Origin of the sequence: Streptococcus sp. sy018, from assembly GCF_007859185.1 — a bacterium.
Taxonomy (GTDB): Bacteria; Bacillota; Bacilli; order Lactobacillales; family Streptococcaceae; genus Streptococcus.
On the sequence record NZ_VOHN01000005.1, the window covers coordinates 18275 to 33641 of the forward strand.

A 15367-nucleotide genomic window follows, 5' to 3' on the forward strand; every position below is an offset into this window, starting at 1 on the left:
AAACATGTCAAAATTTGATCGCATTCATCTAGTCGTCATGGATTCAGTTGGTATTGGTGCTGCTCCAGATGCAGATAAGTTTTTTAACGCTGGTACACCAGATACCGAATCAGACACTCTAGGACATATTTCAGAACAATCAGGTCTTAATCTACCACACATGGCTAAGATTGGTTTAGGGAATATTCCACGTGAGGAAGCCTTGGCCACTGTTTCCACAGAAGCAAATCCAAGTGGTTATGTTACCAAACTAGAAGAGGTGTCTTTAGGTAAGGATACCATGACAGGTCACTGGGAAATCATGGGACTAAATATCACAGAACCATTTGATACGTTCTGGGATGGTTTTCCAGAAGATATTCTAGTTAAGATTGAAGAATTTTCTGGTCGTAAGGTCATTCGTGAAGCGAATAAACCTTATTCAGGAACAGCGGTTATTGATGATTTTGGACCACGTCAGATGGAAACAGGCGAGTTGATTGTTTACACGTCAGCAGACCCAGTTTTGCAGATTGCGGCTCACGAAGATGTGATTCCATTAGATGAGTTGTATCGTATTTGTGAATACGCTCGCTCAATTACTTTGGAGCGTCCAACCCTTCTTGGTCGTATTATTGCTCGTCCTTATGTCGGAACACCAGGTCATTTCACACGAACAGCTAACCGTCATGACTATGCTGTATCACCATTTGAACCAACAGTGTTGAATAAACTGGCTGACGCAGGTGTGCCAACTTATTCTGTTGGTAAAATCAGTGACATTTTTAATGCGTCAGGCATTACCAATGACATGGGTCATACTAAATCTAATATGCATGGTGTGGATGTCTTGATTGAAACCTTGAAATTAAAAGAATTTGATCGTGGTTTCTCATTTACCAATCTAGTTGACTTTGATGCCGTTTATGGTCACCGTCGTGATGTCGAAGGCTATCGTGATTGCCTGGAAGAGTTTGATGCTCGCTTGCCAGAAATTATGGAAAATATGCGTGAAAATGATTTGCTCTTGATTACGGCTGACCATGGTAATGATCCAACTTATGCGGGAACTGATCATACGCGTGAGTATGTGCCATTATTGGCTTACAGTAAGTCATTCACAGGAAACGGTGTCTTGCCAGTTGGACATTTTGCGGATATTTCAGCAACTGTAGCTGATAATTTCGGTGTTGATAAAGCTATGATTGGTGAGAGCTTCTTGGATAAATTAGTTTAATAAAAATAAGGAGAAAGAAAATGAGCTTAATGGTTAAAATTAAAGAAACAGCAGCTTTCTTGAAAGAAAAAGGCATGACAGCCCCAGAATTTGGTTTGATTTTGGGTTCAGGCTTGGGAGAATTAGCAGAAGAAATTACGAACTCAATCGTACTTGATTATGCAGAGATTCCTAACTGGGGTCAATCAACAGTCGTTGGTCATGCAGGGAAATTAGTTTATGGCGATTTAGCTGGTCGCAAAGTTTTGGCACTACAAGGTCGCTTCCATTTCTACGAGGGCAATGCTCTTGATGTGGTGACTTTCCCAGTTCGTGTCATGAAAGCTTTAGGATGTACAGGAGTTCTTGTCACTAATGCTGCAGGTGGTATTGGCTATGGTCCAGGAACCTTGATGACAATTTCTGACCATATCAATATGACAGGTCAAAATCCACTCATTGGTGAAAACTTAGATGAGTTTGGCCCACGTTTCCCAGACATGTCTAATGCCTATACCGCTGAATACCGTCAGGTAGCTCATCGTGTGGCAGAAAACTTGGGTGTCAAATTGGATACAGGTGTTTATTTAGGGGTAACAGGTCCATGTTATGAAACACCAGCTGAGATTTTAGCTTATAAGAATATGGGAGCTCATGCTGTTGGCATGTCAACTGTTCCAGAGGTTATTGTGGCAGCACATTCTGGTTTGAAGGTCCTAGGTATTTCAGCGATTACAAATTTTGCTGCTGGTTTCCAATCAGAACTAAATCATGAAGAAGTGGTTGAAGTGACTCAACAAATTAAGGGGAATTTCAAGGATTTAATTAAGGCAATCTTAGCGGAGCTATAATTTTGAGTCTTAAACGAGATGATATTTTCTTGCTTGGCTTGACCATACTCATTGGTGTATTAACAGGCCTTATTGCCATCGGTTTACATGACCTCTTAAAGATTATTCAAAAACTAGCTTATGGCTATGTGGATGGTCAATTTTTAGTCTTGTCAAGGTCAGTTCCCATTTGGCGACGAGTGGTATCAGTTAGCTTAGGTGGTTTATTAGCAGCTTTGGCTTGGTATTTGTTGCAGAAAAAACAACCCTTGGTTTCGATTAAAGGACAACTAAAGCAAGCAACTTTAGGTAAGCGCCCCTCCTTTTTTCAACATCTTACTCACGCCTTGACTCAAATTTTATTGGTAGGTATGGGTGGCCCTGTTGGCAAGGAAGTTGCGCCTAGGGAATTAGGAGCTTTAATTAGTGGTCAGTTAACCAGTCGTTTTCAATTATCGACTGAAAAGAGAGAATTAATGATTGCGTCAGCCGCGGCAGCAGGTCTATCTGCTGTCTATCAAACTCCGATTGCTAGTTTCTTCTTTCTTTTCGAAGGGATGAAGGCTAAAAAAAACTGGTCAAGTGTCCAGTTGGGTGTGCTGATGATTTTGGTGGCGACCTATACAGCTCGTCTAGGAATTGCCCCTAAGCCGACTTATCAAGTGACTCAACTAACCAATAGCTCATCAACTTGGTTATTAGCTCTTGTTTTAGGTCTGTGTTTGCCACCTTTTGGGCTTATTTTTCGTAACTTGGTTCAGAAAATGGAACAAGAAAGAATTAAAAAGGTTAGCATTTTATGGTGGTTACCTCTTAGCATGATTTTGGTTGCATTTGCTAGTATCTTTTTTCCAGAAATTCTTGGCAATGGTCGTGATACTGTACAAGCAGCTTTTCTTGGTTTAAGTTGGCCCTATGCTTTGTCCTTGTTAATCGTTAAAGGAAGTCTAGTACTTCTAGCTTTGAAAGCAGGAGCTTACGGTGGTACTCTAACCCCAGGGTTTGCCATGGGTTCTCTGATGGGTCTGTTAATTGGTTTATTATTCTTTTCTTGGTTGCCTAATCTTTCTTTGGCTGAAGCCAGTATTATTGGTGCAGGTACTTTTTTATCTGTTTCAATGGCAACCCCTTTAACAGCTATTTTTCTAACCATGACTTTTACAGGTCAAACTTTTCTAACCTTGCCACCGGTTTTCTTATCCGTTGGCTTGGCTTATGTGATAACAAAAATAATAAATAATAAAAAAATAAGGAGATAAGTATGTCAATTCATATTGGTGCCCAAAAGGGTGAAATTGCAGATAAAATTTTGTTGCCAGGAGATCCTTTGCGTGCTAAATTTATTGCAGAGAATTTTTTGGAAGATGCGGTGTGTTTCAATGAAATTCGTGGTATGCTAGGTTATACAGGAACTTATAAAGGCCATCGTGTCAGCGTTATGGGGACAGGTATGGGGATGCCTTCAATTTCTATTTACGCCAATGAGTTGATTTCTTTCTATGACGTTAAGAAATTGATTCGTGTGGGTACTGCAGGTTCTTTGAATAAGGATGTGCGTGTGCGTGATTTAGTATTGGCTCAAGCTGCTGCAACGACATCTGCTATTATTCGTAATGATTGGCCAGAGTATGATTTCCCACAAATTGCAGATTTTGATTTGTTGGATAAGGCTTATCATATTGCTAAAGATTTGGGCATGACAACTCATGTCGGTAGCGTCTTGTCTGCTGATTTGTTCTATTCTGATTTGGGTGAGAAAAATCTTAAATTAGGCAGTATGGGTGTTAAGGCTGTTGAGATGGAAGCGGCCGCGCTCTACTACTTAGGTGCCAAACATAATGTACAAACCTTAGCTTTGATGACGATTTCTGATAGCTTGATTGATCCATCTCAAGATACCACAGCAGAAGAACGCCAAACTAGCTTTACTGATATGATGACAGTTGGGCTAGAAACCTTAATTGCAGAGTAAATAAAAAAGAGCTAAAATAAGCTCTTTTTTAATAAAATATCCCATTCACTTTAAGTGATGGGATATTTTATTAACGTAATTAAGGACTCTCCACTTGAGTATCTATGCTACTTTCTTCAATTAGTTCGGTTGAAGAAGTTGCCGTGAGACTAGCTAAGGTTTCTTGAATTTTGAGATAGCTTGGTGCCTGATAAAGCGAAGTAGTTGATTTATTACCGTTGGTACTATAAAGGCTAGTCGATTTATTCCCCATACTCTTCTCAATAGCTTTCAAAGCATCTAAAGATTTTGTATAAGAAATAGTTGATGTATCAACAGGTTCGATACCACTATCTTTATAGAAACGAAGTAGGTCACCGGTCTGAATGCTGTCGCTGATGCTGAGTTGTAGCTTAGTGGCTTCTTTAATCGCATTAACAGCTTCCAAGGTGCTTTCGTCAGGATTAGTAATTTCTTCTCCCGTTTCTGTTTTGTACAATTTACCAGAATAGCTGGTGTAGTCTGGTGTAACAAAATTACCTGAAGTACGGAAGGTCACAATTTGTTGGTTATCTGGTGAGAGTAAATCTTGTCCTAGTTGGATAAAGTTACGACTGTCAATTCCTAAAACATGTAAGAGAGTGGGAAGGGCGTCAATTTCTCCACCGAAAGTGGAACTGACAAAGCCTTTGTCCATCCCGGGAATATGAATCATATATGGCACACGTTGCAACATGGCATTATCATAGTCTGTCCAAGTTTCTGAATTTTTGTCTAACAATGGAGCTAAGTCTGGATTTCTTGAATTTGAAATCCCATAATGATCGCCATACATGACAATAATGGAATTATCATAAAGTCCAGATGCTTTCAGATAGTTGAAGAACGCTTCTAAGGCAGAATCTAAATAATTCGCAGTAGCAAAATAGCCATTTATGGTTTCATCATCTGTCTTAGCAAGTGGAAATCCCTTTTCATCACCAGTTAGATTTTGATATGGGTAATGGTTAGATACTGTGATAAATTTAGTATAAAATGGTTGCTGCATTCGTTCGAGATATTTGATTGAATCGGCAAACATAACCTTGTCGTTGAGTCCGTATTGGAAAGAATTATCTTTTGTAGGTTTGGACATATAAGACTGGTCGAAGAAGTAGTTGTAGCCCAGTTGTTTATAAACATTATTTCGATTCCAGAACGTTCCATTATTACCATGGAAGACAGCACTGGTATAACCTTCCAAGTCAGCTAAAATTTGTGGTGCAGCTTGTTGTGTATTGTCGCCACCATATTGGACAAAGAAGGAACCTTGATTAAGTCCGAAAAGTGAGGTTTCGATTAGCGTTTCTGAATCAGATGTTTTACCAGCTTTAACCTGATGGAAAAAATTAGCAAAAGAAAAGGTCTGATTAGAGTTGTAAAGTGAGTTAATAAAAGGAGTGACTTCATACTCTTTCTCGTCAACTTTTAGCTGATAGTTGATAAGAAATTGTTGAAAACTTTCTAAATGAATCACAATCACATTACGTCCTTGGGCAATCCCATAATAATCAGGATTGGCTGCAACGGCATGTTGATTAACATATTCTTTAACTTCTTCAATTTTTTCAGGTTTAGCTTCCGAACGAACCTTTTGAGTTTGATAAGTCTGATTGCCATCATAACCTAAGAAAGCAGGCAATCCTAAAGCACGAACAACATAGGTGTTAGAAAAGCCACGTGAGAGTAGTTCAGGACGATCAATTTCAGCCAAAAAAAGATTGACAGAAAAAAGCATAACAGAGAGTGAGGTAACCGCAAAACTCGCCTGTTTAGCAAAAGGCCTAGTATCTTTTTTAATTAGTTGTTTTCTAAATAAATAAACTAAAATGAAAATATCTAAGACATAAAACAAATCCCAAGGGCGAAGTAGGTTGATGGCTGAACTTCCTAGTCCAGCAGAAACCTTGGAACTGGCCATGGCAGTTGTAATGGTAATAAAATCAGAAAACTCTCGAAAATAAATAGCATTAGCAATCAAGATCATGTTCAAGATGGCATAAAGTAGGTATTCAAGAGTATAAAAAAGTTTAGTATTTTTTATATAAAGTGCTAGTCCTAAAAATAGCAGACCAACAGGAATCGGATTGATAAAGGTTAAAAAGAGTTGGTAGAAGTTTTCCAATCCCAAGTTAAAATCAATCTGATAGGCCCACATGCTTTTAATCCAATAAAAGATTAAGAGGGTTAAGACAAATCCGAGACGGGTACTAATAATTTTCAAAAGTGTTTGTAATTGTTTCTTCACAACAAGACGTCCTCGTTATAATTTCCTAATCTTATAAGTAAATCTCTTTCTCATCATTATACCATAATTTCATACTAATCCTAAACAGATAAGCTAAATAGAGTATTCTTCAGTGAGAAAAAGGCCAGATAAGGCTAGGCTTTTCTATTAAAAGACCAAAGGGCTAAAAAATCAATAAAAATAGTATAAAATACTTGCAATTCTGCTACAATTTGATAAAATAGTGGAGTAAAGTTAGACTGTATTGTACCGTCTATCTATAAAATATATTTTATTGGAGGCTTTTCCTAAAATGGCAAAAGAAAAATACGATCGTAGTAAACCCCACGTTAACATTGGTACAATTGGACACGTTGACCACGGTAAAACTACTTTGACAGCAGCTATCACAACTGTTCTTGCACGTCGCTTGCCAAGTTCAGTTAACCAACCAAAAGACTATGCGTCTATCGATGCTGCTCCAGAAGAGCGCGAGCGCGGAATCACAATCAACACTGCACACGTTGAGTATGAAACTGAGTCTCGTCACTATGCGCATATTGATGCCCCAGGACATGCTGACTACGTTAAAAACATGATCACTGGTGCGGCTCAAATGGACGGAGCTATCCTTGTAGTAGCTTCTACTGATGGACCAATGCCACAAACTCGTGAGCACATCCTTCTTTCACGCCAAGTAGGTGTTAAACACCTTATCGTCTTCATGAACAAAGTTGACCTTGTTGATGATGAAGAATTGCTTGAGTTGGTTGAAATGGAAATCCGTGATCTTCTTTCAGAATACGACTTCCCAGGTGATGATCTACCAGTTATCCAAGGTTCAGCTCTTAAAGCTCTTGAAGGTGACTCAGCATTTGAAGATATCATCATGGAATTGATGAACACTGTTGATGAGTACATTCCAGAACCAGAACGTGATACTGACAAACCACTTCTTCTTCCAGTCGAGGACGTATTCTCAATCACTGGTCGTGGTACAGTAGCTTCAGGACGTATCGACCGTGGTACTGTTCGTGTCAACGATGAAATCGAAATCGTTGGTATCAAAGAAGAAACGACTAAAGCAGTTGTTACTGGTGTTGAAATGTTCCGTAAACAACTTGACGAAGGTCTTGCAGGAGATAACGTTGGTGTTCTTCTTCGTGGTGTTCAACGTGATGAAATTGAACGTGGACAAGTTATCTCTAAACCAGGTTCAATCAACCCACATACTAAATTTAAGGGTGAAGTTTACATCCTTACTAAAGAAGAAGGTGGACGTCATACGCCATTCTTCAACAACTACCGTCCACAATTCTACTTCCGTACAACTGACGTAACAGGTTCTATCGAACTTCCAGCAGGTACAGAAATGGTTATGCCAGGTGATAACGTGACAATCGACGTTGAGTTGATCCACCCAATCGCCGTAGAACAAGGTACTACATTCTCTATCCGTGAGGGTGGACGTACTGTTGGTTCAGGTATCGTTTCAGAAATCGAAGCTTAAGAAATTAAGTTCCCAAAGACAATTAGAGTCAGACAACTATAATTGTAACCAGCAGATTATTCTGCTGGTTTTTTGTTTATCACAGATGATTTTATTGGCATCAGAATACAAAAACTCCTAGAGAAAAGTTCTCTAGGAGCTGAATAAATGATATTAATCAGTCATATCTGTCTGTTCTTTTTGAGCAACACTATCATCAGTAAAGACGAGAAAGGCATTAGCGGCAGGATCACTCCCCTTGATATTTGAGAACCAAGTGGCTCCAACACTTTTAGAACCAAGGACTTTAGATTCGGTATAAATATCTGGTTCTCCCCATACTGCAACAACATCAGCATAGCTAGTTCCTAAAGCTAATTCGTTGAAATTAGTCAGCCCGATATTGCTGTCACGTTTGAAAAGAAATCCAGTAATAGCTTTATTAACGACTTTTCCATCAACAAAGGCAACAGAAATTGTGACATCACCATCTGTCCAAGTTAGGTTTTCAGCAGTGACACCATTTATTTCAGTAGTATTCGTAGCTTTGGCTTCACCAAGTAAGTTTTTTACTTCTTCAAGACTTTGTCCCCCATCGCCAGCATTAGAAGAGTCTCCCACCAGGATGCTGTCAAATTTTTGACGCAGTTCAGTATTGACAACGAGTTCTTGACTAGAGCTTGTTGGTTGTTCAGAAGAGCTAATGGTTTCAACGATAGGTGTTTGGCTATTGCTTGATTGTTGGCGACAAGCAGCTAGGCTGATCATGGATAAGAGTGTCAGACCTAACAGAGATATTTTTTTCATAGTTACTGTTACACTTTCTAAATAAGATAAGATGACTATTTAAAGTTAGTCATTTTCTTTATAGACTAGTATATCATAAATTCTGGACATTTGACGGTCTAGCTAGTAAAGATACTGACTTTTAATGCCTAGTAATAAACTGTTGCCAGTTCATTATAATTCAGAATTATATATTATTTTGTGAGATTAGAATTTTTAGCAGTGATATGATAAAATGAGAGGAACTAATCAGAAAGGTAAGAGAAGATGTTAGACCGTTATACTCGTTCAGAGATGAAAATGATTTGGAGTGAGGAAAATAAATATCAAGCTTGGCTAGAAGTTGAACTTTTGGCGGCAGAAGCTTGGGCAGAATTAGGAGAGATTCCTAAAGAAGATATCAAGCAACTCAGACAAAAGGCAACATTTGATATAAAACGTATTTTAGAAATTGAAGAAGAAACACGTCATGACGTGGTTGCTTTTACACGAGCTGTGTCAGAAAGTTTGGGAGAAGAAAGTAAGTGGATTCATTATGGTTTAACATCAACTGATGTCGTTGACACGGCTTATGGTTATCTTTATAAACAAGCTAATGACATTATTCGTAAAGATTTAATTAACTTTATTGATATTATTGCAGATAAGGCACGCGAGCATAAATTCACCATTATGATGGGACGTACTCATGGAGTCCATGCGGAACCAACAACTTTTGGTCTAAAACTTGCAACTTGGTACAGTGAGATGAAACGTCAGCAAGCGCGTTTTGAACGAGCGGCTAGAGGGATTGAAGCGGGGAAGATTTCAGGAGCTGTGGGTAATTTTGCTAATATTCCCATGTTTGTTGAGGATTATGTGTGCCAAAAATTAGGAATTCAACCACAAGACATTTCGACTCAAGTGCTACCTCGTGATTTGCATGCTGATTATTTTGCTGCTTTAGCAGGTATTGCGACCTCGATTGAGCGTATGGCAACGGAAATTCGAGGTCTTCAAAAGTCTGAACAACGTGAAGTGGAGGAATTTTTTGCTAAGGGACAAAAAGGTAGCTCTGCCATGCCCCACAAACGTAATCCGATTGGTTCGGAAAACATGACAGGTTTGGCACGAGTTGTTCGTGGTCACATGATGACAGCCTATGAAAATGTTGTTTTGTGGCATGAACGAGATATTTCTCACTCGTCAGCTGAGCGTATTATTGCTCCAGATACAACCATTTTAATCAACTATATGCTTAATCGTTTTGCGAATATTGTTAAAAACTTGACAGTTTTCCCAGATAATATGAAACGTAATATGGAGTCAACTTTTGGTTTAATTTATAGTCAGCGTGTTTTATTAGCCTTGATTGATAAAGGAATGACTAGAGAGGAAGCTTATGATTTAGTCCAACCCAAGACTGCTTACGCTTGGGATCATCAAGTGTCATTTAAGTCGTTATTGGAATCAGATAACAAGATTACTAGTCTATTAAATCAGCAAACATTAGATGACTTGTTTGATCCGAGTTACTACACGAAACGTGTCAATGCCATTTTTGAGCGTTTAGGTTTGACTAGTAAATAATATTGTCAAATTTTTTAGAAGTGGCGCCATTGATTTGAAAAATATTACGAATAAATAGATAGAAGTTGATTTAACAAGCATGTTAAATCTTTGTATCAAAATTGTAATTATTTTTTGGTAAAATTTCAAACAAATATTTAAATATAGGAGATTTTAATGAGAAACCGTCAAGAAACTAGCCAAAAGTTCAGTATTAAAAAATTTAAATTTGGTGCGGCATCTGTTTTAATCGGTGTGGTTTTTGCCTCTTTTACAGGCACTGCTCAAGCTGACACAGAAACGGTGTCTAGTGGAGAAACCTTGAATGTCCAATCTGAAGCTTCACAAAGTGTAGAAGCAAGTACTCAGGCATTGGATAGCTCACAAAGTGACTCAGTTGTGACAAGTATCGAAGTTGAATCAACGACAACTGTTCAAGTCGAAACGACAACTTCTGAAGCAGTAGAAAAAGAGTCGACCATTGATACTTCAGTAAGTCCTACCATCGTTAGTAATCCAGCTAGTGAAAACACGACTCCAACGATGACAACAGTTGAAGAAACTGCTTCTGCGTCACAAGGGAATTATGCTGTGACTAATAAGGTTGTTTACTTGGACGCAGGTCATGGTGGTGTAGATCCAGGGGCAGTTTATAATGGAACTAAGGAAGCTGATTTAACCTTATCCATTTATCAATTAGTTAAAAATCAATTAGAAGATGCAGGTTATGTTGTGGAATCGTCAAGAACCTCAGCTGCATCTGTTGGTCTGTTGGAACGTTCTGCAGATGCTAATGATACGAATTCAGATATCTTTGTTAGTATTCATATCAATGCTTCGGCAACTCCATCAACTGCGGGAGTGGAAACTTACTGGTATGCTCCAGATTCTAATTATCCATCTCAGATGAATTCTCGTTATCATGTTGATGTTGAGCGTTTGAAACGAAGTGCCTATTTAGCTGAATCTATTCAAGCGGCGACTGTTTCTAAAACAGGGGCTAATGATCGTGGTGTGCAAAGAGAAACCTTTGCGGTTTTAAGAGAAACAACAGCACCGGCAGTTCTCGTTGAAGTGGGCTATTTGTCAAATCCTTCTGAACGTGCTAAATTGGTTACCGATTCTTATCAACAAGAAGTAGCTTCTGCTATTGTGGAAGGAATTCTGAATTATTATCAAAATTATAATCAAGGTGGTCAAGCAGCGACGTCATCTAAAAACGTCTCAAATAGTTCGACATCTAATGTCACCAATACGACACCAACAAAAGTTCCATCAAGTAGTCTCTCATCAAGTGGGACTTATGAATTTAAAACACGCACAGGTGTTAAAAATGAAGCGAAGTTGTCAAGTGAAGATTTGGCATATTATGAAGTAGGTCAAACAGTTAATTATGATAAGGTAGTGTCATCAGAAGGTTATAACTGGTTGAGCTATGTTTCTTATAGTGGTAATCGTCGTTATGTCCCAGTAGAGAAAGTGTCATCATCAAGTACTAGCCCATCTACTGCAACGACACCAAGTTCTTCAACAACACCGGTTAAGACGGATTCTGCTAAGGTAGAAACATCACAATCAGCTACAAGTAATCTATCATCAAGTGGAACTTATGAATTTAAAACACGCACAGGTGTTAAAAATGAAGCGAAGTTGTCAAGTGAAGATTTGGCATATTATGAAGTAGGTCAAACAGTTAATTATGATAAGGTAGTGTCATCAGAAGGTTATAACTGGTTGAGCTATGTTTCTTATAGTGGTAATCGTCGTTATGTCCCAGTAGAGAAAGTGTCATCATCAAGTACTAGCCCATCTACTGCCACGACACCAAGTTCTTCAACAACACCAGTTAAGACGGATTCCGCTAAGGTAGAAACATCACAATCAGCTGCAAGCAATCTATCATCAAGTGGAACTTATGAATTTAAAACACGCACAGGTGTTAAAAATGAAGCGAAGTTGTCAAGTGAAGATTTGGCATATTATGAAGTAGGTCAAACGGTTAACTACGATAAGGTAGTGTCGTCAGAAGGTTACAACTGGTTGAGCTACGTTTCTTACAGTGGTAATCGTCGTTATGTCCCAGTAGAGAAAGTGTCATCATCAAGTACTACCCCATCTACTGCCACGACACCAAGTTCTTCAACAACACCGGTTAAGACGGATTCCGCTAAGATAGAAACATCACAATCAGCTGCAAGTAATCTATCATCAAGTGGGACTTATGAATTTAAAACACGCACAGGTGTTAAAAATGAAGCGAAGCTATCAAGTGATAATTTAGCCTATTATGAAGTAGGTCAAACGGTTAACTATGATAAGGTAGTGTCATCAGAAGGTTATAACTGGTTGAGTTATGTTTCTTATAGTGGTAATCGTCGTTATGTCCCAGTAGAGAAAGTGTCATCATCAAGTACTACCCCATCTGCTGCCACGACACCAAGTTCAACAACACCGGTTAAGACGGATTCCGCTAAGGTAGAAACATCACAATCAGCTGCAAGCAATCTATCATCAAGTGGAACTTATGAATTTAAAACACGCACAGGTGTTAAAAATGAAGCGAAGTTGTCAAGTGAAGATTTGGCATATTATGAAGTAGGTCAAACGGTTAACTATGATAAGGTAGTGTCATCAGAAGGTTATAACTGGTTGAGTTATGTTTCTTACAGTGGTAATCGTCGCTATGTTCCAGTAGAGAAAGTGTCATCATCAAGTACTACCCCATCTGCTGCCACGACACCAAGTTCTTCAACAACACCGGTTAAAACAGATTCCACTAAGGTAGAAACATCACAATCAGCTGCAAGCAATCTCTCATCAAGTGGCACTTATGAATTTAAAACACGCACAGCTGTTAAAAATGAAGCGAAGTTGTCAAGTGATAATTTAGCCTATTATGAAGTAGGTCAAACGGTTAACTATGATAAGGTAGTGTCGTCAGAAGGTTATAACTGGTTGAGCTATGTTTCTTACAGTGGTAATCGTCGTTATGTCCCAGTAGAAAAAATAGAGGAAAAAACAAGTGTTGCTACTAGTTCAACGTCAAGCAATACTTTACCTGAGACAAATGCGGCTGCTGAAATTAAAGAAACTGTCAAAGCAGAAAATGGTTACACAACACGTATTCGTTATCAAGGAACGGGTGTTTACAAAGTTAGTATTGATAACATTGATGCTCGTAAAGGAACTGTTAAAATGGCAGTTTGGTCAGAAGAAAATAGCCAAGATGACATTCGTTGGTATGACTTGACGACAACCAATACTACTGCTGAAGCTAAATTTGACGTTACTAATCACGTTGGAACTGGTCGCTATCAAATCCATCTTTATCAAAATGAAGCTGGAACAATGAATTTTCTGTCGGCAGTTAGTCAAGAAGTAAAACGTAATAATTTTGACGCACCATATTATTCACAGCGTGATGCTCGTTGGGCAAATAAGCAATATGGTCTGTCTAATATGGATGCGACAGGGTGTGTGCCTACAGTCTTGAGTATGGTATTTTCAGGTTTGACAGGTGAAGACATTAAACCAACAACAGTTGCAGACTATCTCTATAAGGAAACAGTTGCTTTCAATAAATTAGAATTAGGTACAGATGCAACAGGTATTATCTTGGCTGCTGAAAAATGGAATATGGATGCAACGCCCTTGAAAACACAAGCGGATATTGAAGAAGCTTTGAAAGAGGGCCACTATGTTCTAGCAGCTGTTCAAGGATCGCCGTTTGTTCGTGTTTATGGTAGTTTGAGTCATGAGTTACTTTTGGCAGGTTACGATAATGGTAAAACTTATGTTCGTGATCCATATACACCAAGCTTAAATGGTTGGCATTCTTTGAGTAATATCTTCACACAACAAAGTAAATTTGCGTCAGATATTGTAGGAATTGGTAAACCATTTGTGAAAATTACCGATCGATTGTAATTGCTAAAAGAAAAGAAGTCTGGTAGTCAGACTTCTTTTTGTTTTGAAATAAACTTAAATTTTCATATCTTTTCTAGAAGATTTGCTATATAATAGGAATAGTGATAAATGGAGGTTGTTAATGAAGGAAGAATTATTAAATCGTTTTTTAACCTATGTTAGCCATAATACTAGAAGTAATCCTGATAGTCAAACCACTCCTTCCACTCAAAGTCAGGTTGACTTTGCTCTGACTGTTTTAAAACCAGAGATGGAAAAAATTGGCTTGGTCAATGTTCATTACTTAGAAAGTAATGGCTATATTGTTGGAACTTTACCTGCTAATTCATCAGATTTTAAGTATAAAATTGGCTTCATTGCCCATATAGACACAGCTGATTTTAATGCTGAGGGTGTGAAACCACAAATTATTGAAAACTATGATGGGACAGCAATTGCTCTTGGTGAGAGTGGTTATACTCTTGACCCAGTAGAATTTCCTAATTTAGCTAATTATTTAGGACAAACGTTAATCACAACAGATGGAACAACCTTATTGGGTAGTGATGATAAATCTGGTATTGCTGAAATTATGACAGCAATGGCTTATCTACAAGCTCATCCCGAGATTCCCCACGGTGAAATTCGTGTTGGTTTTGGTCCAGACGAAGAAATTGGTATTGGGGCAGATAAGTTTGATGTGGCAGATTTTGATGTCGATTTTGCTTATACGGTTGATGGTGGTCCTTTAGGTGAATTACAGTATGAAACCTTTAGTGCTGCTGCAGCTCAAGTAACTTTTTTGGGACGCAATGTTCATCCAGGAACAGCTAAAGGAAGTATGATCAATGCGCTACAATTAGCTATTGATTTTCATGAAAAATTACCAGCTAGTGATCGGCCAGAATTGACAGAAGGCTACGAGGGATTTTATCATCTCATGGATTTATCAGGTAATGTAGAAGAAAGTCATAGTTCTTATATCATTCGTGATTTTGATGCCACTATTTTTGAAGAACGTAAGGCTTTAATGTTAGCTTTGGCAAAAGAGATGAACGATCAGTTAGGTAGCGAACGGGTCTTGGTTGAATTAAAGGATCAGTATTATAACATGCGTCAAGTGATTGAAAAGGATATGACACCGGTACATCTAGCTAAGGTAGTGATGGAAGATTTAGCGATTGAGCCAGTTATTGAGCCAATTCGTGGTGGAACAGATGGCTCTAAAATATCTTTTATGGGAATTCCGACTCCCAATATTTTTGCTGGTGGAGAGAATATGCATGGACGATTTGAGTTTGTTAGTTTAGAAACCATGCTGCAAGCTGTTCAAGTGATTGTTGGAATTGCGAGTTTTGATTTGACAAGAGTAGAAAAGTAGAAAAAAGTGTGATAA

10 protein-coding genes are annotated in these 15367 nt (G+C 38.4%); 8 read left to right on the plus strand and 2 right to left on the minus strand.

The window, feature by feature from the left end:
* Positions 1-4 precede the first annotated feature (4 nt).
* From FRX52_RS04750 to deoD, 4 genes are read left to right on the plus strand one after another with little or no spacing between them, the layout of a single operon-like run.
* Positions 5-1216 (plus strand): phosphopentomutase, encoded by a 1212-nt coding sequence (locus FRX52_RS04750; RefSeq protein WP_146538692.1) that lies wholly within the window; start codon positions 5-7, stop codon positions 1214-1216.
* 20 nt (positions 1217-1236) lie between these two features.
* Positions 1237-2046 (plus strand): purine-nucleoside phosphorylase, encoded by an 810-nt coding sequence (locus FRX52_RS04755; protein ID WP_146496020.1) that lies wholly within the window; start codon positions 1237-1239, stop codon positions 2044-2046.
* A gap of 2 nt (positions 2047-2048) precedes the next feature.
* A complete protein-coding gene (locus FRX52_RS04760; protein WP_186603353.1) occupies positions 2049-3284 on the plus strand; it encodes a chloride channel protein in 1236 nt (411 codons plus the stop codon).
* A gap of 2 nt (positions 3285-3286) precedes the next feature.
* Complete coding sequence (deoD, locus tag FRX52_RS04765) at positions 3287-3997, plus strand: purine-nucleoside phosphorylase (RefSeq protein WP_146496024.1); 711 nt, start codon at positions 3287-3289, stop codon at positions 3995-3997.
* A gap of 79 nt (positions 3998-4076) precedes the next feature.
* Here the strand turns inward: deoD and FRX52_RS04770 are convergent, their stop codons facing one another.
* Positions 4077-6263: an LTA synthase family protein gene (locus FRX52_RS04770; RefSeq protein ID WP_146538694.1), complete on the minus strand. Its 2187-nt coding sequence runs from the start codon at positions 6261-6263 to the stop codon at positions 4077-4079.
* Between the two features lie 292 nt (positions 6264-6555).
* Between FRX52_RS04770 and tuf the strand changes: the two genes are divergently transcribed.
* Positions 6556-7752: an elongation factor Tu gene (gene tuf, locus FRX52_RS04775; protein WP_146461598.1), complete on the plus strand. Its 1197-nt coding sequence runs from the start codon at positions 6556-6558 to the stop codon at positions 7750-7752.
* Between the two features lie 153 nt (positions 7753-7905).
* Here the strand turns inward: tuf and FRX52_RS04780 are convergent, their stop codons facing one another.
* Positions 7906-8538: a DUF3862 domain-containing protein gene (locus FRX52_RS04780; RefSeq protein ID WP_146496028.1), complete on the minus strand. Its 633-nt coding sequence runs from the start codon at positions 8536-8538 to the stop codon at positions 7906-7908.
* A 246-nt stretch (positions 8539-8784) separates the two neighbouring features.
* Here FRX52_RS04780 and purB point away from each other — a divergent pair, with 246 nt between their 5' ends.
* From purB to pepT, 3 genes are all read left to right on the plus strand, one after another.
* A complete protein-coding gene (purB, locus tag FRX52_RS04785) occupies positions 8785-10086 on the plus strand; it encodes an adenylosuccinate lyase (protein ID WP_146496030.1) in 1302 nt (433 codons plus the stop codon).
* 156 nt (positions 10087-10242) lie between these two features.
* Positions 10243-13992, plus strand: coding sequence for an SH3 domain-containing protein (locus tag FRX52_RS04790; RefSeq protein WP_146538695.1), 3750 nt, complete (start codon positions 10243-10245; stop codon positions 13990-13992).
* A 121-nt stretch (positions 13993-14113) separates the two neighbouring features.
* On the plus strand, positions 14114-15352 hold the full coding sequence (gene pepT, locus FRX52_RS04795; protein WP_146538696.1) for a peptidase T: 1239 nt from the start codon (positions 14114-14116) through the stop codon (positions 15350-15352).
* The last annotated feature ends 15 nt before the right edge of the window (positions 15353-15367 follow it).